Origin of the sequence: Bradyrhizobium sp. 190 (assembly GCF_023073415.1) — a bacterium.
In the GTDB taxonomy this organism is placed as follows: domain Bacteria; phylum Pseudomonadota; class Alphaproteobacteria; order Rhizobiales; family Xanthobacteraceae; genus Bradyrhizobium.
Map to the genome: position 1 here is coordinate 23,847 of NZ_JADPJL010000083.1, position 19,561 is coordinate 43,407.

20 protein-coding genes and 1 pseudogene are annotated in these 19,561 nt (G+C 57.8%); 10 read left to right on the forward strand and 11 right to left on the reverse strand.

Annotation, left to right across the window (positions count from 1 at the left end):
• Positions 1–303: 303 nt before the first annotated feature.
• The 3 genes from IVB22_RS39905 to IVB22_RS39915 all read right to left on the reverse strand — a co-directional run bounded on the left by IVB22_RS39905 (position 304) and on the right by IVB22_RS39915 (position 2,447).
• On the reverse strand, positions 304–513 hold the full coding sequence (locus tag IVB22_RS39905; RefSeq protein ID WP_247522613.1) for a hypothetical protein: 210 nt from the start codon (positions 511–513) through the stop codon (positions 304–306).
• A gap of 410 nt (positions 514–923) precedes the next feature.
• Positions 924–1,088, reverse strand: coding sequence for a hypothetical protein (locus IVB22_RS39910; protein ID WP_247522614.1), 165 nt, complete (start codon positions 1,086–1,088; stop codon positions 924–926).
• A 171-nt stretch (positions 1,089–1,259) separates the two neighbouring features.
• Positions 1,260–2,447: a glycosyltransferase gene (locus IVB22_RS39915; protein ID WP_247522615.1), complete on the reverse strand. Its 1,188-nt coding sequence runs from the start codon at positions 2,445–2,447 to the stop codon at positions 1,260–1,262.
• Positions 2,448–2,633: 186 nt separating this feature from the next.
• Here IVB22_RS39915 and IVB22_RS39920 point away from each other — a divergent pair, with 186 nt between their 5' ends.
• Together IVB22_RS39920 and IVB22_RS39925 are read left to right on the forward strand one after the other, a co-directional pair.
• A complete protein-coding gene (locus IVB22_RS39920) occupies positions 2,634–3,833 on the forward strand; it encodes a glycosyltransferase (RefSeq protein WP_247522616.1) in 1,200 nt (399 codons plus the stop codon).
• A gap of 69 nt (positions 3,834–3,902) precedes the next feature.
• Complete coding sequence (locus tag IVB22_RS39925) at positions 3,903–4,223, forward strand: hypothetical protein (RefSeq protein ID WP_247522617.1); 321 nt, start codon at positions 3,903–3,905, stop codon at positions 4,221–4,223.
• Between the two features lie 93 nt (positions 4,224–4,316).
• Here IVB22_RS39925 and IVB22_RS42230 read toward each other — a convergent pair.
• From IVB22_RS42230 to IVB22_RS39955, 6 genes and pseudogenes are all read right to left on the reverse strand, one after another.
• Positions 4,317–4,427 (reverse strand): annotated as a pseudogene (locus IVB22_RS42230) (PEPxxWA-CTERM sorting domain-containing protein); the annotation flags it as partial.
• A 632-nt stretch (positions 4,428–5,059) separates the two neighbouring features.
• Complete coding sequence (locus IVB22_RS39935; protein WP_247522619.1) at positions 5,060–5,758, reverse strand: PEP-CTERM sorting domain-containing protein; 699 nt, start codon at positions 5,756–5,758, stop codon at positions 5,060–5,062.
• A 214-nt stretch (positions 5,759–5,972) separates the two neighbouring features.
• The gene (locus IVB22_RS39940; RefSeq protein ID WP_247522620.1) at positions 5,973–6,653 is read right to left on the reverse strand and encodes a metallophosphoesterase; all 681 of its coding nucleotides are present in this window, start codon (positions 6,651–6,653) and stop codon (positions 5,973–5,975) included.
• A 143-nt stretch (positions 6,654–6,796) separates the two neighbouring features.
• Positions 6,797–7,711, reverse strand: a complete 915-nt coding sequence (xrtV, locus tag IVB22_RS39945; RefSeq protein ID WP_247522621.1) for an exosortase V — start codon at positions 7,709–7,711, stop codon at positions 6,797–6,799.
• Between the two features lie 59 nt (positions 7,712–7,770).
• A complete protein-coding gene (locus tag IVB22_RS42235; protein WP_374207859.1) occupies positions 7,771–7,992 on the reverse strand; it encodes an XrtV sorting system accessory protein in 222 nt (73 codons plus the stop codon).
• A gap of 57 nt (positions 7,993–8,049) precedes the next feature.
• A complete protein-coding gene (locus tag IVB22_RS39955; protein WP_247522623.1) occupies positions 8,050–8,922 on the reverse strand; it encodes a hypothetical protein in 873 nt (290 codons plus the stop codon).
• Positions 8,923–9,178: 256 nt separating this feature from the next.
• Here IVB22_RS39955 and epsI point away from each other — a divergent pair, with 256 nt between their 5' ends.
• The 4 genes from epsI (at position 9,179) to IVB22_RS39975 (ending at position 12,744) form a co-directional block, all read left to right on the forward strand.
• Positions 9,179–9,880: an exosortase-associated protein EpsI, V-type gene (gene epsI / locus IVB22_RS39960; RefSeq protein WP_256467527.1), complete on the forward strand. Its 702-nt coding sequence runs from the start codon at positions 9,179–9,181 to the stop codon at positions 9,878–9,880.
• 40 nt (positions 9,881–9,920) lie between these two features.
• Positions 9,921–10,619: a serine protease gene (locus tag IVB22_RS39965; RefSeq protein WP_247522625.1), complete on the forward strand. Its 699-nt coding sequence runs from the start codon at positions 9,921–9,923 to the stop codon at positions 10,617–10,619.
• Between the two features lie 111 nt (positions 10,620–10,730).
• Positions 10,731–11,816, forward strand: coding sequence for a GDP-mannose 4,6-dehydratase (gene gmd, locus IVB22_RS39970; protein WP_247522626.1), 1,086 nt, complete (start codon positions 10,731–10,733; stop codon positions 11,814–11,816).
• Entirely contained in the window at positions 11,797–12,744 is a 948-nt protein-coding gene (locus tag IVB22_RS39975; protein ID WP_276576938.1) for a GDP-L-fucose synthase, read from the forward strand. The genes gmd and IVB22_RS39975 overlap by 20 nt, the downstream gene beginning before the upstream one ends.
• 61 nt (positions 12,745–12,805) lie before the next feature.
• Here the strand turns inward: IVB22_RS39975 and IVB22_RS39980 are convergent, their stop codons facing one another.
• Both IVB22_RS39980 and IVB22_RS39985 read right to left on the reverse strand, forming a co-directional pair.
• Positions 12,806–13,621, reverse strand: a complete 816-nt coding sequence (locus IVB22_RS39980; RefSeq protein ID WP_247522627.1) for a CpsD/CapB family tyrosine-protein kinase — start codon at positions 13,619–13,621, stop codon at positions 12,806–12,808.
• Between the two features lie 16 nt (positions 13,622–13,637).
• Positions 13,638–14,984, reverse strand: coding sequence for a sugar transporter (locus IVB22_RS39985; RefSeq protein WP_247522628.1), 1,347 nt, complete (start codon positions 14,982–14,984; stop codon positions 13,638–13,640).
• 271 nt (positions 14,985–15,255) lie between these two features.
• On the opposite strand from IVB22_RS39985, the gene IVB22_RS39990 reads away from it, so the two are divergent.
• The 4 genes from IVB22_RS39990 to IVB22_RS40005 all read left to right on the forward strand — a co-directional run bounded on the left by IVB22_RS39990 (position 15,256) and on the right by IVB22_RS40005 (position 19,502).
• Positions 15,256–16,092: an ExeA family protein gene (locus tag IVB22_RS39990; RefSeq protein ID WP_247522629.1), complete on the forward strand. Its 837-nt coding sequence runs from the start codon at positions 15,256–15,258 to the stop codon at positions 16,090–16,092.
• 124 nt (positions 16,093–16,216) lie between these two features.
• Positions 16,217–16,801, forward strand: a complete 585-nt coding sequence (locus IVB22_RS39995; RefSeq protein WP_247522630.1) for a polysaccharide biosynthesis/export family protein — start codon at positions 16,217–16,219, stop codon at positions 16,799–16,801.
• A gap of 82 nt (positions 16,802–16,883) precedes the next feature.
• Positions 16,884–18,071 (forward strand): hypothetical protein, encoded by a 1,188-nt coding sequence (locus tag IVB22_RS40000; RefSeq protein WP_247522631.1) that lies wholly within the window; start codon positions 16,884–16,886, stop codon positions 18,069–18,071.
• A 438-nt stretch (positions 18,072–18,509) separates the two neighbouring features.
• Positions 18,510–19,502, forward strand: coding sequence for an acyltransferase (locus IVB22_RS40005; RefSeq protein WP_247522632.1), 993 nt, complete (start codon positions 18,510–18,512; stop codon positions 19,500–19,502).
• Positions 19,503–19,561: the final 59 nt, after the last annotated feature.

A 19,561-nucleotide genomic window follows, 5' to 3' on the forward strand; every position in this document is an offset into this window, starting at 1 on the left:
CCGCGCGGCCTCGGCGGCAGAGGGTGGCGGCCGCTTGATGCGGCCGCTCTCCTGCGCAGACGCCGCTGTGCTCAACATCAAGGCGGCCGGGACGAGGAAGGATTTCCACATAGCTTCCGACACAGGAAACGGATGGCCATTTATAGCCGCCCGAACGGACACAAATCGCGTGGCCAAATGTTTGATCAAGCTTGCGGCAGCACCGCTCCCGACTTGCGGTCACGGGACCCGTGAAGCCGGACGGAGCTACGTTCCGCAAGGCTATCACGCGGGTCTCAGCGTCGCCATAATGGGGCGCAAGGTTCAGGAATTCATCCGGACCTTGGCCATCCCCGAGCATACCGTAGCAGCGAACCTGTTTTCCGAGCCCGTTTTCGGCTCGATGTCTGGCCTACGATCAACCCCGTCCAATTGACCGCGCAATGCTCTTTCGAGCTGCAGCCAATCACTGTCCTTTACCTCGGTCGATTCATTCAGCGCGGCAAGCAGCGCGCTCGTCAGCCTATCCGGCATGGGTCCATCCTTCTGCGCCATCCGGCAATTCTCGCAGGCCACAAGCCCGAAGAAAAACGGCAGCGCAACCTACCCCAGGGCGCTCATCGCTCCGACACTAATGGGAACCCGACCGCGCAGCGATTCGCAAGCCGGCCACCTGACTTGCCATACCTTTTTCCGATCAAATGACGAACAGCGCCGATAGCCGGAAGTGGCCCAGCAAACCCGCCTTCCTCAGAACTATCCTGCAAGAAGCAGGATGTGATCGGGCATGGGCGGTGCACCACGCCGATGGCGGACATCCGGGAGCGCCAGCTAAGCCCCCAAAAGCCATCCCACGCCGGCAAATATCGCCCACAGCCAGCCAACCATGGCAATCCCGATCGCGGCCAGATAAAGCGGCGGGGCTAAACCCTGACGGAACTTTTTCATTGCAAACTTCGCAAGGCTTCCGCCTCGGACAAGCGCTCACGAAGGCGTCGTAATTCCAGGTACCGCTCCGCAATGCTTACAGCTGGGAGCTTTTTCAAAGCCTTTTTCGACTTCTTTGATTTCGGCAGAACGTCCACGGTCTTGCGGCTGTGCGCCTTCATGGGTACCCCCTCCTCGTGCCCGAGAACACAGGCAAACGATGTGCCACCCAAACGCAGGTGATGCGACCGGCACACCAGACCAACCTTTGTCTGGCGCGTTCTTATTGAAGTTCGATAACGCTTGCGTGACCCATTTGGGGGAAACCGCGGAAAAAAACCGCGGTGTAGTGGTTAGTTAGGGGTTGACCGGTCGGTCCGTATCCATTGGGACGCCGTGCCGCCTATCAACATCCGGCCGTAGAGCCGGATTTTTTTAAGTGCAAAAGTGCCGAACGATAATGCCTGATGCGCAGGAAAAACCTCGCGCCCATATTTAAACCAAGCCAGAACAACACATAAGGAAAATCCGGCGAGATTGCCGCCTGCGATCAGGGCGGGCAGCCACGGCCCACCAAGCAGCGCAACCGACGAGGTCAGGACCATCGCCCCGACGATCAATAGTGCAAGGAGAGAGAGCGGCGGCACCAAAAGATCGAGCGCCAGCACAAGGACGTTTAAGTCGCCGCGTTTTAAACCGACAGCGAGAAGTCGCGGAACGAATTTCCCGATTGTGGCGAGATGACCCTGTACCCAGCGTTGGCGCTGACTCTCGGTTCCCTTGGCGCTTGTCGGAAATACGCTGGTAACTTTCACGAACGGAAAGAAATACGGAGCCTTGCCTGTCTCCGCCAGATCGAGCCCCAGCTTCAAATCCTCCACCAGGTGACCGCTGGCCAGCGGAACGGAGCTGATCGCATTCCACGGAAACATCATTCCTGTCCCCATCAATTGGACAGGGCCATGAAGGTTTCTTAGTCCAAGCGGCCGAACCCAGTTTCTGAGAACCCAGGCGAACTCCGCGAAGCTGTGATTGATGGGCGAATTTTCGGCGCTTCGCATTAAGAACAGCGCTTGTACCGGCCGCTGAACGTGCTGACAGGTTCGCTTTAGCCCTTCGATCAAGCCGGCCTGGAGCCTGCAATCGGCGTCGACAAAGAGAACAAAATCGGGCGGGTCCTGACTAAGGTGGCTTACGCCCCACCCCATCGCAAATCCCTTGCCAATTCTGTCGGGGTCGTTGCGGACAATGACCTCGGCGCCCGATGCGGCCGCAACCGCCGCGGTGTCGTCGGTGCAATTATCAGCAACAACGATAAGGCGATCTCCAGCGCCAAGCTGCGCCGTGATATCCTGCAGCGTCGGAACAAGTCCCGCGCTCTCATTGTGCGCAGGAACAATTACCGCAACGCGCTTCGCGATATTTAATTCTTTGGCCTCGAAAGGCTCCAGCTTTGGCGCCTTAAGCGCTGCAATGACTTCAACCAGCAGGACAGCGACGGGAACGCTGAGCAACCCAGCCAGTGCGGCCAAGATCAACATTTCACAAATACCAATCTTGAAACGTTTGACTTAACGCTTTTGCAAAAAAGTGAGTATGGAAGTCAGGTATAAATATCCTGTTTCCCTCTAAATTACTACTATATCTCCCAAATAGATAAATAGGACGCGGGCCGAATAAGCTTGTTTTATCGGCCTACTTTCGGATAAGTCAGGCAGAGCCCCTTTATGAAGATCGCCTATCTGGTTAACCATTATCCGGCGATCAGCCACAGTTTCATTCGGCGCGAAATACTGGCGCTCGAACGCCTGGGTCACGAGATCCTGCGAATATCAGTGCGGGGTTGGGCCGACGCGCAGTGCGGCGCCGAGGATCAGTTGGAGCAGGCCCGCACACGTTACGTGCTGCGCGGCGGCGCGGTGCCGCTTCTGTTTTCATTCCTGCGCATTCTGGCAATCAATCCCGCCGGCCTGTTTCGCGCGATCGTCCTGACATTGAAGGTCGGTTTGCGGGCGGAGCGTCCCCTGCCCGTTCATCTGATTTATCTGTTCGAAGCGTGTCAGGTGGCGCTGTGGCTGCGCAGCGAAAAGGCGCAGCACCTGCACGTTCATTTCGGAACCAATTCCGCCGAAGTTGCGATGCTGGTCCGCGAACTGGGCGGCCCGCCCTGGAGCTTTACCGCCCACGGCCCCGAGGAATTCGACAAGCCGAAGTTCATCTCGCTGCCTGAGAAAATCCGGCGGGCTCGCTTTGTCGTCGCGGTCAGTTCCTTCGGGCGAAGCCAGCTCCTTCGCAATGTCCCCCACTCCTATTGGCCCAAGATAAAGGTGGTCCATTGCGGGCTTGAACCGGCCTTCTATCAAACCGATGCCACCACGGCGGCGGGCGGCGAACGGCGATTGGTTTGCGTGGGCCGCCTATGTGAACAGAAGGGGCAGTTGCTCCTGATCGAGGCGGCGAGGCTGCTGGCGGAGCGCGGGACCAAGTTCGAATTGGTGCTCGCCGGCGATGGCGAAATGCGGGGCGAGATCGAGTCGCTCGTCGCAAAACACAAGTTGACGGATATCGTGCGAATAACGGGCTGGATCAGCAGCGAAGGGGTTCGCTCCGAAATTCTCGCAGCCCGGGCGCTGGTGTTGCCGAGCTTCGCCGAAGGCCTGCCGGTCGTCATCATGGAAGCCATGGCGTTGCGCAGACCGGTCATCACAACGTTCGTCGCCGGCATCCCCGAACTGATAAGGCATGGCGAGCACGGCTGGTTGGTTCCGGCCGGCGACCTCGAGAGTCTAGCCGTGGCAATGGAGCAATGTCTCGGCACCGCGCCGGAAGCGATCACGCAAATGGGAGAAAGTGCCCGTCAACGGGTCCTGCAACGCCATGATGTGGACAAGGAAGCGGCTAAGCTGGCCGAACTGATTGAAGCCTAGACCGGGCAGTTGGACCGACAATTGTCGGTGGCCCCGGTTGCGCCATACCTCATGCTTCCAGGAAGTGAGATGAGGATACTGCTTTCCCTGCTGGCGGTTGTGACTGTCATCGGCGCGATGCAGCCGGCCATCGGTCAGGTCAACATGCAGTATATCGGCCGATATAGCGGACAGTACGCTGGCCAGTATGGCGGGCAATTTAGCGGGCAATACAGCGGACAGTATTATGGGCGCGGAAGCAGCGACCAGACCGCCTCGCCAAACGCGCTGGACAGAAAGCTCGATATTTTTGGCGCTCCGGTCAATTCCGGCTCGTGCGGGCAACTTCACTATCCGCCGCCCGGAACGGATTATGTGCTCCATGACAGTCAGGGACGGCGCTGCTTTTAGAACAATGTGCCGGCGCCCTTGATTCATCGCTTTTGGCAGACAGCAAAAGACCGCCCGTAGGCGGTCTTGGCGTCTGCGGATTTCCAAGCCCGTTCAGGCCGTCGCAACGCCATTCCGGCGCCGGCGATAGGCCAGCACGCCGATGCCGGCAAAACCCAGAAGCATCATCGCCCAGGTCGAAGGCTCGGGAACAGCTGGCGTGGCTTGCGTGGCATCGAAGCTGACCGTCGAGAAATTTCCTTTCGCGTCGACCAGAAGCAGCGTCACGAGGCTCGCCAGTTCCGCCGTTCCGAAAAAGAAATCGCTGGAGCTTTCGTCCGGACCGATGGTCAGAGAACTGACATGGAAAACCGGACGTCCCCTCGAAAATGTCCAATACCCCGGGGCGGTCAGATAGCCGAATCCGGTCTTGGGATAGCCAAGCACGGGCGTCTTGCCTGCGATCCAGCCGGGCTCCGTCGTCCAACTGTTGACGCTCGAGGCAAGCGGGTTCGTGACCGAAAATCCGTAGATATATTCGGAAACCGAATTGTTGATGATGGTGTAATAGCCCGTGTTGCCTGGACCGGCGGTCTCGATGACTTCAAAATCAGCACCCGAAACAACAACCGCCTTTGCCGGATTCACCGAACTGAGGCCAATCAACAAGCCGACCGCAAGCACCCAAGCCGTGAGCGTGTTCGCTCTTAACGAAAGCATTTAAATCTCCGTGCCACGTGCCACCCGCCTCGGCCTAAACTCGCTCGGGCGGAAAATTCACATTAAGTAGATTGATTCATATTGGACCTGCATCAACATTACCGGGTCACAATCCCCGATTTTTGTCGCAGTTCGCGTTATGACTGTGCCCTGTCGATCAGCAGCGCCGGTGCACGGCGCGCGGGCAGTCGCGCGCCGAAAAGACCGATCCCGACGAAGCCAAGCAGCAGCATGATCCAGGTAGCCGGCTCCGGAATGGGGGATACCGCTGCATCAAAATTCAGCGCATTGAGATTTAACACCGAGTCCGACGAGGTGAGCAAAATCGTCTTGAACGGCGTGTCGTCGGTTACGCCGAAAAAGCTCTTGAGATCGTAAGCATATCCCGCGCTGGGCAGCGTCAGCGTTTCGCCATTGGAAAGTGTGAACGTAACGTCAGATCCGAAGAACGTATCGAAGTTCAACGCGAATGCCTTTACAGGGGCGGCAAGCGTGATCAGAATATTTGCGACGCCATCACTTTGTTGCTGCGAGGACAAAACCGGAAAAAAACCGTTAGACCCGCTGAACGTCGGTCCAATGTTGTAAAAACTTCCGTTGCCCAAGGCGGCATTCGTCGCAAACAGTACACCGCCATAGCTGACGGAGGCCGTACCGCTTCCAAAATCGTCATATCCCTCAGAACCTGTCGGATCGGGAATTGCAAGAGAGGTGTAGCCAGGTACGGCTGCGCTCCACAAGGAGAAATTCGCGTAAGTAACTAGGCCGGCGTTCGCATTGACCGTGCCTGAAAACAGCATCAGTGCTGCCCCCAGGGCAGCTGGGTTCATCTTCATAAATAATTCCCGAGATTTTGTGTGAAAACGAACGCAGCACTGATTCGTGTCCGAATATTAGCGGAAACGCGCGATCACCGAAAAGGAATTAAACTTTAATTGGAGGCATTTATTCGAGCCTAATTCGGGTGCTTGCGAGTGTCGGGAAACGATTATGACCTGCCACGGACTGGTCCGCCTCGCGCGCATCTCCACGGCCTGCGATGGGCCAGCCCTACATTTCGCGGCCGAATACTTCCACGTACTCGGAGGCCCCCCCGGGGCGGTCGTCGTCAAATATCCCGATGACCAACCGTCCCGTCTTCCAGGCCAGCCCGTCGAGATTAGTTTTGTGCTTGCCCGCAATTGGCGCGCGCGCATCGGCATGGTGACCGTGCACGACATGCCGATGCCCGTGTCCGACATCGGCGCCACCGGGATAACGCTTCCAGAGCAACGTTTCCTCGTTTTGCTGATCGAGCGGAATTCTCGGATCGACCGCGGCGTGAACGAATATTCTGTGCCGATCGACATGCATCAGCGGGAGATTGACGATCCAGTCCAGATGGTCGTCCGGGATTGCGCGCAGATCGGGCAGCGTTGGGCTTTGGCCATACGATGCCAGTGTCTCCCCTCCCCCGTTCTTGATCCACCAGTCGAGCTCGGCCCTATTCTCGCAGACCGCGCACATCATCGCCTCGTGGTTGCCCTTCAGATTGACGACCTTCGATTCATCCGGTCTCCAGTTCATGAGACGCTCGATGACCTGTCTGCTCTGCGGCCCACGGTCGACATAGTCGCCCAAGGTTACGATCGTGGAAGCCATCCCCTCCGCATGCCGCGCAACCGCGTCAATTGCGCGATCCAGGAGATCCAGCCGGCCATGAAGGTCGGGTATGGCGTACGTTCGGCTCACGGCAACCTTCGCTAGGAACCTGTCCTGAAGTAGTGGAATGAGCTTAGCAAGCTCGACGCGAGCGAACCACCTCGCAGAAAGCGCCTGCAGGAGCAAGGTGCCTCAACGGCCGATGTCATGCGACACAGCGAAGATGCTGGAAGCTAGGCGGGTGTCGCCGGTGCTGCAGCGCGGTTGCGGACACGGCGCACCAGCGCAAAACACAGGCCCAGAAAGGCATCGAACAGGAACAGTAGAATAACCGCGACGACGAAAAGACCGATGCCGGTGAGATCGTGCAGAATTCCCTCGAGCTTGTCGGGTCCCAGGTAATAAGCGATCAGGACCAACGCGAAAACGCGACAGAAATTTGCAATGATGGTAATGGGTATGATCGCCGCGAGAAGGAGCAGGCTGCGAATTTTCTCCTGCCAGCGAAACGCGTAGGCGTAAAAAACGCCGATCGCGGACAATGCAAAAATCGAATTCATTCCGGAACAGGCGTCCTTTACCAGGAGCTGATAGGTTCCGATCATGATCATGACGCCGTTCTGGGCGACCGGAAAACCCGTCGCATAGAGCACGTTGGTAACGACGTTCGAAATAAAGACCTTCAGCGGAACCGTGAGGGCATCAACCAGCCAGTCGGGCATCGGCACCGCAAAGATCAGGAAGCCGATCGGAAACGCGAGGACCCGCAGCGCCGGCCATCCCGCCGAAATCAGGACGCAGCCGACGATGACGGGAATCAAGGAAAAGGTTTCAAAGGTGACCAGACCCTGTTGGATTCGGGCCAGATAGAGCAGGACCAGGCCGGCGAGGAGAGCGAGCCAGCCCGTGACGGGAGCCGGAGAAATTTCCACGGCTCTCAACTTCTCGCGCGACTGCCAGGTGAGCCAGAGCGAGGCCACAATGATGAGCGGGCCATGACCCTCCTGCTCCGTCTGCCAAGGCCCATCAATCAAACTGAGAACGGTCTGGGCATAGGCAGCGATCACAGAGACGCCGAGCAGCGCCGGCCACAGAAAAGGGCCAAGAAAACCTGCCCTCGCCGATGGCAGTACTTGCGAATATGTCATTCGAATACCAACAGGTTGCGAAATTTAGTCTACCGATAGCATTAAAAGGAACAAGCCGCTCATCTCCGGACTATCAAAACCGCGTAACCGGCGCCAGCAAGAATCAAGATCAGCGCAAGATAGAACGAACCGGCATTTCCGACCTGGTTGGCGACGGCGAATACGATGCCGGCCAGCATGAAATGCAGCAACGTTCGATTGTCGCGTTCGGTGAATCGGAAGAACGCGATCACCAACGCCACGAAACAGGTAACGGTCAACACATCAAAAAACGTTGTCATTTCACTTCGATGTCGCCCTGAGGAACATTTTTACGGCGGCGCGATTACATTCTGCGCTCAGTTCTTCTTTCCGTCTCCCGGCTGCATGATCTTTGCGTATTCACCTTCATATTTCGCTTCGAGGTTCGCCGAGTAGGCGGCAATCCCCTGTTCGGCCTTGACCGCATCCGCGCGCATCAATTGCCGGGCCAGATTGGCTGCGGGCTCTCCTTCGAGCGGGCGCCGCTCCTCGCCCTTGACCTTGAAGAACATCCCGTTCTGGCCGGCGCGAACGAAGAACACGTCATCCGCCTTTTTGGCCTCGATCAACCCGTAAAACTCCGGCGGCAGATCGCCGCTGTTCAGCGCGCCCATTTGTCGGCCGTGGGGGATGCCGGCTGCGGTAAGCTTCTCGTCGATTTCGTCGAGCGATTTGGCACCCTTGTTCGCTTCGACGAAGGACTGGGTGGTCGGCCCTATTGGAAATGCGATCTGTTCAACGCTGAGCAATTTTCTGCCGGCGAATTTCGCCGGGTTGTTGGCGATGTACCTATCGACATCTAGCTTGCCCGGCGCCTTGGCTGCCGCTGTTCGCTGCAAATACGCCTTCTCAAGGATCTGCTCACGTGATCTCAGCAGGTCCAGCAGCACGCCCGGCTCGCGATCGAGCTTCGCCGCCATGGCCTGGCGGAACAAATATTTGCGCACGACCAGTTCACCAAGCACGCGCTTGACGATCTCGGGTTCCTTTTGCTTGTCCGGAGTTACGTTCGCCCAGCGGAACTCATTCTCCAGATCCTGGACGGTTACGACTTCCTCACCGACACGCGCAACGACCTGTCCTTTGGAGGCCGCGGGCTGATCGCTGTTCTTGCCGCACCCGGCTAAGGCGACCGCGCTACAGGCTAGCAAAACGGCAAGCCGGGCGATCTTGATAGACATACCCTTCATCCAGGAACTCCGTGCATTCAACTAGGCCGAGAAGCATATACAACAGGCTGGCCGTGCCCTAATCTTGGTATGACTAAACAGCCCGCTGCCCCGGGTCGAGCCAATAACACTGTTTCACTGCGGTTTTGGTTATTTATGTTAATTTCGTTAAGTAAACCGATTATCTCTTTCTTTTGACTGCAAATACGCCTGTTGGAGTATATCCTCGTCCAGAACGGCTGATCCAATTAACTCTTGAAGATTTTGCGTGGCCTCAATGAAATACCCTCGAGTTCAGATCATATTGGCATGTATCGCAATCGTGGGCTGCGCCGTGCTTGCGACCGTACTGGCGCCCCGCCAACTGATGGCCCGTACAACGGCCTCCCCCAGCCTTGAAACCGTCATCCCTCGCCAGTTCGGAACCTGGACGCTGGTTCCGGAAATCAGCCCGGTCCGCCCGGCGGATCCGGACGCCTACGTTCAGCCGGACCCGCTCGCGGGAAAGATCTACAGCCAGGAAGTCGGTCGAGGCTATACCGACGGGCATGGCAACATCGTCATGCTGATGGTCGCTTACGGTCCGGTGCAGAACTATCGACTGAAGTCCCACCGTCCGGAGATCTGCTATACGGCCAATGGCTTCCGGATCTCGGAAAAAGCGGACGCCGCGATCAACTATCGCAATGGCACGCAACCCATCAAGATGACCCGGTTGATTGCGGCAAGGGAGTCGCGCTTCGAGCCGGTCACCTACTGGCTGCGGATCGGCAATGACATCGCCAATGGCGTCGTCGATCATCAGCTCAGCCGATTGAAGTATGGCCTGCGCGGCATCATTCCCGATGGCGCGCTGATCAGGGTCTCCACGATCGGTCTGCCGAAGGATGTATCGTTCAAGCTGCAGGACCAATTTATCCGCGATCTGCTCGCCGCCATTCCGCCTCAGGAACTGAAATTCTTTACCGGTGCGAGCTGAAGATCGCTAACAAACGAGCGTGCAAACCCGGCAGGTAATCTTGGCGTTCGCTCGAAACACCGCAAAGTTGCTGTGCGCACCATTTCTCCAGGCCGCGCTTCTTCTGGCGGTCCTGTGGCAGCCGGCATGCGCGCAAGGCGCTGACGATACGCTGCTGCCATATGCGGTGCACATCCATCAGACGCCGATGCAGAGCTGGGGACCGGGATCCGGCATCTATCTCGGAAAAGGCCTGTTCATCACCGCAGCGCATGTTGCAGGCCGGACTTGGCTGACGCGGCCCAAGATCGCGATTGCCGGCTCGGAATATCCGACGCGTGTCATCAAGGAAGGCAGTTTTGAGGGAACGGATCTCACGCTGCTATCGGTCGAGGAAGAGCTGCTTCCGGCGCGCTTGCGACTTCGGCGAAACTCGATCTGCACCGAACCGCCCAAGCCGGGACAAGAGGTTGTGACCATTGTGCCGGGATCGGCCGTGCGCTCCCACATCCTGGCGCCCCATCGGCTGCCGATCGGAACCCGCAGCCGGTTCAGCACGGTCATCGCCGACGTGGCCCGTACCGGCAATTCAGGATCAGGCGTGTTTGATGTCAAACGCAAATGCCTGCTCGGTATAATGAGCCGAAAAATATCGCAACCACATTATCGACCTGATACCAGAAAGACGGAAACGCGTGATATTGCCAAATACTTTGTACCGGCCTCAGAGATTGCGGCCTTCTTGCCCGCCCAGCTCTAGTCGGCCCCCTTGGCTCTGCCGATCGATCGCCCGCACATTGAGACAAATCGCAGCGTCGGCGTTCAATAAGTTTGGCACCTTGGCGCGCGGAAAGAAAATATTGGAACTGGCATGACGAATGAACATTCACAGCGGCGCGTGGCGCTGATCACCGGCGTCACCGGCCAGGACGGCGCTTATCTGGCCGAATATCTGCTCGGCCTCGGCTATGAGGTCCATGGCATCAAGCGGCGGTCGTCCTCGTTCAACACCGCCCGCATCGATCATCTCTACGAAGACCGGCACGCCGGCAATGTGCCGTTCCTGCTGCATTACGGCGACATGACCGATTCGACCAACCTGATCCGGCTGATGCAGCAGATCAGGCCGACCGAGATCTATAACCTCGCCGCCCAGAGCCATGTCGGCGTCAGCTTTGAGAGCCCGGAATATACCGCCAACGCCGACGGCATCGGCGTGCTGCGGCTTCTGGAAGCGATCCGCATCCTCGACATGGAAAAGCAGACGCGGTTCTATCAGGCCTCGACCTCCGAGCTCTACGGCCTGGTCCAGGAAGTGCCGCAGAATGAGACCACGCCGTTCTACCCGCGTTCGCCTTACGGCGTCGCGAAACTTTACGGCTACTGGATCACGGTGAACTACCGCGAGGCCTACGGCATGTTTGCTTCGAACGGCATCCTGTTCAACCATGAGAGCCCGATCCGCGGCGAGACCTTTGTGACGCGCAAGATCACGCGCAGCGTCGCCCGCATCGAGACCGGCCTCGAAGAGGTGCTGTATCTCGGCAATCTCGAGGCGAAGCGCGACTGGGGCCATGCCCGGGATTATGTCGAGGGCATGCACCGGATATTGCAGGCGGACGCGCCCGACGATTTCGTGCTGGCGACCGGTGAGACCCGTTCGGTGCGCGAGTTCGTCGAACTGGCGTTTGCCGAGGTCGGCCGCCGCATCGAGTGGCGCGGCAACGGCGTCGACGAGACCGGCGTCGACGGCAAGTCCGGCAAGACCATCCTGCGCATCGACCCGGTCTACTTCCGGCCGACCGAAGTCGACCTTCTGGTCGGCGATGCCAGCAAGGCGCGCGAGAAGCTCGGCTGGCAGCCGAAGACGCCGTTCGCCCAGCTGGTCAAGGAAATGGTGGCAAGCGATCTCGCTGACGCAAGGCGGGAGGTGGCCAATGGCAAGCCTTCCGTTTGAGCTGAATGGCAAGACGGTCTACGTCGCCGGCCATCGCGGCATGGTTGGCTCGGCGCTGGTGCGCCGGCTGGCTTCGGAAAACGTCGAACTGCTGACGGCGAGCCGCAGCGAGGCCGATCTGCGCGATCAGGCCGCGGTCAACAAATGGTTCGCTGCCAAGCATCCGCAGGTGGTGTTTCTGGCGGCCGCGAAAGTTGGCGGCATCGTCGCCAACAACACGCTGCGTGCCGAGTTCCTCTACGACAATCTGGCGATTGCGGCGAATGTGATCCATGCGGCGCATGTCCATGGCGCCGAGAAGCTGATGTTCCTGGGCTCCTCCTGCATCTATCCGAAGCTGGCGCCGCAGCCGTTGTGCGAGGATGCCATGCTGACGGGGCCGCTGGAGCCGACCAACGAGCCCTATGCGATTGCCAAGATCGCCGGCATCAAGATGGTGGAGGCTTATCGCAGCCAGTACGGCGCCGACTTCATCAATGTGATGCCGACCAATCTTTACGGCCGCGGCGACAATTATCATCCCGAATACAGCCACGTCGTCGCCGCCCTGATCCGCCGCTTCCACGAGGCGAAGCTGTCCGGCGCCAGGGAGGTCGTGGTCTGGGGCACCGGCACGCCGCGGCGCGAATTCCTCTATGTCGACGATCTCGCCGATGCCTGCATCCATTTGATGAAGACCTATTCCGGCGACGGACTGGTCAATATTGGCACCGGCGAGGACATCACGATCGCCGAATTCGCCCGCGTGGTCGCGGCGACCGTCGGCTACACTGGCGAGATCGGTTTTGACACCTCGCGCCCGGACGGCACCCCGCGAAAACTGCTCGATGTCAGCCGGCTGGCCAGACTCGGCTGGCGTGCCTCCACCTCGCTCGAGGAGGGCATCAGGCTCGCCTACCAGGCGTTCCTGCATGAAGGACAACAATAGTCATTCCGAAAGATGCGTAATCGAACTCACGCCGATTCGGAAATCGCGGCCGGGTTTGAAATCAATAGTAGCCATAATACGAACCAGTCGCCTCGGTCGACTTGTTCACGACCACGCGGACAACAGGTGTTCGTTTCAAATGCCGCTGGCATTCCTTAATGTCAGAAACCGTCGTGCTTCCAATCCCCGCAACAAGCAACGCCGCATCCATTCTGGGTAGAATAGAAATCACATCGTCGCCCAGCAGCATCGGCGGAAGATCGAAGATGACGATGCGCGACCGGAAGTCTCGCTTGATGGTCTGGAGCAGCGCTCCCATCGTCTGCGAGCCCATCCATTCCGAAGAGTTCGACGAGACCGATCCGAGCAGCACCAGCATGCCATTCGGACCGATGCTTGCCTGCAGAACCTCTGACGAAAGTGGCGCGCGCCCTTCGAGGACGCTGAGAACACCACCATTGCCGCCGATGCCGAGATATTTTCCGACCGTCGGCCGGCGCAAATCAAGATCGACCAGCAGCACCGACCGCTCCGGCAGGCGGGAAATACTCAGCGCAAGATTGCAGGCTGTTACCGATTTTCCGCAGCCGGCCGTAGGTGAAGTCACGGCCAGAAACTGCCAGTTCTTTTTGTCCATCTCCTGCAGCACCTGCGTGCGCAGCATGTCGTAGTAGCGGCGGTTCTGACCGGAAGTGCCGTAGGCCACTATTCGATTGGCTTCGAGATGACCGGCGCTGAGGCGCACTTCCTTGAACGGCGATTCGGCAGAGCGCTGCGACGGCCCTTCGGCAGAGAGGGGAGATCCGCCCAATGCTGTAGGACGGTGTACCGTCTCCGCAGCTCGCGCGAGTTCGACAGCCTGCTTTATTGAATCCACTGCGTGACTCCGCGAATTATCGAAACAGCCCGACCCTGGCCTTGGCAATCATCAGGTCAAGCGGTGGAAGGAACAGGTAGGCAACGACCAACAGTCCGATCACGACCAGCACGAACGCTCCCAGAAAAATAAATATCCGTCGCCGCCTCGAACGCGATTCGGCGGCCGTCGTGATGTATGGAATTGAAACGATCAACTGGCCATCGACAACAGACAGAAGGTCATTGCTTCTGCGAATTCCCTTGTCCAGGATTTCGACCAGGACTGCCAGCCCTGCTCCGCCCGCAAGCGCGGCCGCGAACGCCATTGCAAGGACTTTCAGCCGATTGGGCTTGACCGGCTCCTGCGGGACCGTGGGCTGCTCGATGATTTCGAGCTTCTCGGACTGCTGGTCCTTTTCGAGATTCTCGCCGAGCCGTGCAGCGGCCAATTTGGCCGAGGCAGCATCGAGGTTTTTCTGCAAGCTCTCCTGTTGCGCGACCAAAGCCTCGAGGCTGGCCGCCGTTGCTGCGTCGTTCGTAGGAGCCGGCGCAGAAGCCACCTTTTCCAGGGCTTCGATCTGCCGCTTCAGGGACTGGATCGCGGGATGTCGCTCTGAATACAGGACGCCCTTCTGGATCAGTTCAGCCTTCAGCTGCGTCAGCGTCGTCGGCTGATCGGAGCCGCTGGACGACGCAGGCTTGCCTTGCGTAATCCGCAACTGAGCGATCTTGGCATCGAGCGCTGAGTTCTCCGCCTGAAGTCTCTGCACCTCTCGCCCTAGGAATTTCGTCGTGTCCGTGGCGCGGCTGGTCCGATCCCGAAGGTCCTCGTTCAGGATCCGCGTCATCAACTCGTTGGCGACCTGTGCAGCCACCGCAGGATTGCCGTATTCGAATCCGACCGAGAAAACGATCGTGGGATTTTCCATCGCGGCGCGCGTCCGCTGCTTGAAGTCCAATTGAAGGTCGACCGGCGCGATTTTCGTGTTCTTCTTGACCTCCGCAACGAGCTCGGTCGGCGACATCAGCGTGCGCTTGTCCGGGAACAGCTTAAATTTGTCGGCGATCGCGATGAGATTATCTCGCGTCATCGTCCGCTGCTGAATGACCTGAATACGCTCCTGGGCAGCACTGGTAACAGTAGGCCGGACCAACTCGGATGGAATCTGCTGCGATTGAACGAGGATCCGTCCTTCGGAGAGATAGGTAGGCGGCCACAGCAAAGCTGCCGCGGCGCCCGCAACCAGGACCGTGACGAACGGCAGCGCGAAATAGGCCCAGCGCCGCTTGAACAGTTCCCAGTAGAAAGAGAGCTGCAATAGGTGACTGCGGTCCTCTTGCAGAGCCTGGAAATCGTCCTCGAATTCAACTTTCTGCAACATATATCGTCCGAGCGTCTGTTTGCGAGCCTGCTAGGCTAATGATACCGCGAAATGATCGGTGGCGCGTCGCTCCGAGCTGCAATCTAGCATCGATTTTTCAGGATTTAATGAATAGTTGCTCAGCGCCAGGAGTTTCAAATTTCAATCTTAATGATGGTTCCATCGGCAGCCGCTTTGGCAAATTTACGTAGATCAGAGAAATGGGTTGAGGGAGACAAGGTAATTTCCCGAATTACGCTATAAGGGTCTGTAGCCGGGCTAAGGAAGTTCAATGTACGAGGCATTTTATCAGCTGCGGGAGAAACCTTTTTCAATTCTTCCGGACCCCGACCTGATTTACTGGGGCAAGATACATTCCATGGCGTTCACGATGCTGGAGTTCGGTGTCATGAACAACGCCGGCTTCACCGTCATTACAGGTGAAATAGGTTCCGGCAAGACAACTCTGGTCCGGCATCTGCTCAAGAAGGTCAGCCCGGCGATCACCATCGGCCTGATCTCGAACTCCCCGCAGGGCCGGCAGGAATTGCTACAATGGATCCTGATGTCGCTCGGTCAACCGTTCGATGGAGATTATCCTAATCTTTTCAAGAAGTTACAGGATTTCCTGTATGGTCAATTCGCCAACGGAAGACGGACCATATTGATCATCGATGAGGCCCAAAATCTCGAGCCGGAGGCGCTCGAACATTTGCGCATGATCTCCAATATTAACGCTGACAAGTTTCAGATTTTGCAGCTGATTCTGGTTGGCCAGCCCCAGCTGCGCGACCTGCTCCTGGCGCCGAAGCTGCATCAGTTCGCGCAGCGGATTTCCTCCGACTTCCACCTTCGCCCCCTCGACGACCGGGAGGTAGCTAATTACATCGCGTTCCGGCTCCAGGCGGTGGGCGCCCGCCGCCCCCTGTTCACTCAGGAAGCCTGTTCATTGATCGCGTCCGCGAGCGGGGGGATACCCCGAATGATTAACGTCTTATGTGACACGGCGCTGGTTTATGGCTTTGCCAACGACCAACGCGTGATTTCGGATAATATTGTTCGGGATGTTATTGCGGATAAGCAACAGTACAGCATTTTTCCGGTAAAAAAGTTCTCGCGGGTTCCCTAAGTAATTGTATTCAATTAGTTTCCCCCGTGGCTAAATAATGGCTGCGTGTTTGGGAAAGAATCCCCACACGTCGGCCCAAATGTCTTTGTTTGCGGGCTTTTTGCCGACGTTGAGGGGGTACGACATGCGAATCTTGCTGGCACTGCTGTGTGTTGCCTTCCTGATCCCGGGGGCGAAGGCGCAAACCCTGAAATCGGGCGACAGCGTGAGCATTACCGTCCTGCAAGACCCGAAGCTCGATCGGAACGTTGTCGTCGATCCCGCCGGTGAAATCGCGTTTCCCCTCGCCGGCCATATCCGGGCACGTGGGCTGACGCCAGTGGCGCTCGAAAACATTCTCAAGAACAAGCTGAAGAACAACTACAAGGACGAGAATCTGGACGTCACGGTCGCTGTCCTAAACGCTCCCAAGGAGATCCCCGAAGACGACCTGAAGCCGAAGATTTTCATCACCGGGGAAATCATAAAGCCGGGCTCCTATGTCGTCAGGCAGAAAACGACCTTGATGCAGGCGATCGCCCTTGCCGGCGGCATCGGACCTTTTGCTGCGAGGAATCGCATTCAGGTGAGGCGTAAGGGCCCCGGCGGCGACGAAACAATCTTCATGTTCAACTACCGCGCTTACGAAGCCGGTAACGACCTGGAGGGTAACATCACCTTGCGGGCCGGCGACGTCATCATGGTTCCGGAACGGCGCTTGTTTGAGTGAGGCTTGACGATCGGCGGGGGCGAGAAGCAACGTGAAGAGAGCTGCCATAGCAGTCTCGGTGTGCTTTGGCATGGCGCCGTCCGTGGCATTTGCGTTCGATTGGTCGATAAAGGCCAGCGAGACGGAAACGGTCGAAGTCAATAGCAATCAGTTCTTGCGCAGCTCCCCCGCGGGATCGGTGGGATCCTACACCACGCTCAACGCTGACGCAGAGGCGCGCACGCCGACATCCAAGTTCAACTTCACTGGCGACGGTACCTACAGGAAATATTGGGGTCCGGGCGCTGCTGGAACCGCGTCGGAATTCCTGAACTATGGATTCGGGGCCCGCTACGAGGTTCGGGAAAAGACGAACTTTGACCGGGAGTATGTTGAGGCGAACTGGAGACAGCAAAGTACCGCTCTAGCGATCCTGAACGATCTCGGCGTTTCCACGCCGGCTTCAGGCTTCATCGATCGGCTTACGGCAACCGGTGGCACTGACCGTTCGATCACCGCAATTGACACAGTGTCTCTGTTCGCCACATCCACTCGCACGAGTTACGAGCCATCCAGTGGTGGTATCCCGTTTACGGATACACTTGCGCGCGGCAATTGGCGGCGCTCGCTAAGTTCGGCCACAGCGATCAACCTGTCCTCCGAGTATGAACTGCTCGAATATGGCAACGCATTCAACACCCAGGTCCAGATTTTTCGTGAGCAGGCCGGGTTCGACACCACTCTGTCGGCAGTGCTTTCCTTTCGCGCCAATGCCGGCGTTGCCTATCTGGTAACCGATCGAGGGCTTTCGAGTTCAGCATTCGGCGGCGCGACGACGGTCACACCTGTATCAAGCTCGCTCCTCGACTGGATCGGCGACGCTGTCCTCACCTATCGAATGCTGAAGAGCACGACCTTGTCCGTCATCGCCAGCCAGTCGGTTGGACCGAGCGTCGTCGGCTCTCTGTTCAAGAGGGATTCGATCACGGCATCGCTGAGCCACGACATCAATTCACGATCCACCCTGTCGTTTTCAGCGAGCGGCAACCGGCAGATCTCGACCACGACGACGGATTTCGCCTCGGCGTCGGCAACCTACAGCTACAATTTGACCCGGGAATGGCTGACGTCGGCCACCTACCGGTACCAGCATCGGTTCGCAAGCACCGGCACCACCATCTTCGATCCGATCACCGGCACCCCAACTGTGTCCGGCCTGGGGCCTGCGGATTCCCATAGCCTGATGTTCGTTGTGACGCACAACTGGACTGTGCTGCCGTCGGGCAACTAATCGTCATCCCGCTCGGACCATTTCCCCAGGTCCGGGGCCCACACCAGCGAAGTCGCCAAACGACCATGCTCCGCTTGGCGACTTTGTGTACCGGTGCGCCACTTATGGCTTGAACAACTTCCTCGCGGTTATAACGGCTGATGGGCGGTTGGCTGTCTCTCGTCGTCTGGATCGCGAGGCAGTTGATCGGATTGGCAGCAGCAAGAACGCCGCAAACCCCACAAAGCCAGCAAGCCGCAAATTACGATCCCTACGCCGTCCATGCTCATCGCCGATGACATGTCGCCGTCTATTTTTCACCGAGATTCGCGCTCGCACAAAGCAAAAACCATTTGTGCGCTGCACTGCTAGAACGGAAGCCGCCTCGGCGGTCTTTTTGTTGCGTGCTCGCCTCTAAAACCTTGCGAAGCTGTGGACCGGACCGTTAGGCTCACGGCCATGGGGGATTACGGGGCTCAGCAGGGCCGCGTCGACTGGGTCGACGCGGCCAAAGGATTTGGAATCATTTTGGTGGTCGTCGGACACGCGATCCGAGGGCTGCTGGAAGCGCGCATATTGACTGAAACAGCGACCGTCCAATACGTCGACACGTGGATTTACTCATTCCACATGCCGCTGTTCTTTTTCTTGACTGGGCTTTTTATTGCAAGGTCCGCTGAAAAAAACACGCTCTCCCATTTCATCTTCGATAAAGTTGCGACCCTCGCTTATCCTTACTTTGTGTGGTCGATCATTACGATATTGTTGAAGACAGCACTCGGACCGCTCCCAACCACGCCGCGAAGTTTGCGTGACCTATCTCTGATCTTCTACCACCCGATCGAACAATACTGGTTCCTATATACACTCTTCGTTCTCTCAATCGGCTTCAAGTTGCTATATTTGAGCCGAACAACCTTCTGGATCTTCCTGGCGGCAGCAATCGCTATTCATCCTGATGTGGCACCTCTCCTGTTGGACGGCAGAGTGATGGCCGAAGTCAGTCGATTTGCTGTCTACTTCGCCATCGGCGCAGCGATTGGTTCAGTCCATCTGCGGGACGTTGAAAAACTGAGTTCTGGCCTGCTCGCCCTGATTGGGATTGCGGGCTTAGCATCTGCCGCGGGTCGCATCGTCCTCCCGCAGGATGGATTCTATCCAGTTTTTGCAACGCTAGGCATCTGTGGGGGATGTGCTACTGCTATTCTGATTTCGAGAAGCAAGTTCGCGCCGACTTTCGAGTATCTCGGTCATCATTCTCTCGAAATATTCGTCGTGCACACGATAGCTACTGCGGGAACCAGGATATTTCTGGCCTCTCTGCACGTAAGCTCCCCTTTCATCCATCTCGTCGCTGGAATTGTTGCGGGCTTGCTTGCGCCAATCGCGCTGGCTATCGCTCTCAAGCGAACTGGTGTCCGCTATGCCTTCTCACTTAAACCACGCACTTAAAACGCGAGCAATCGAGTATGATTGCAATGGCCCCTGACGCACAGGCGCTCAAGCCGCAC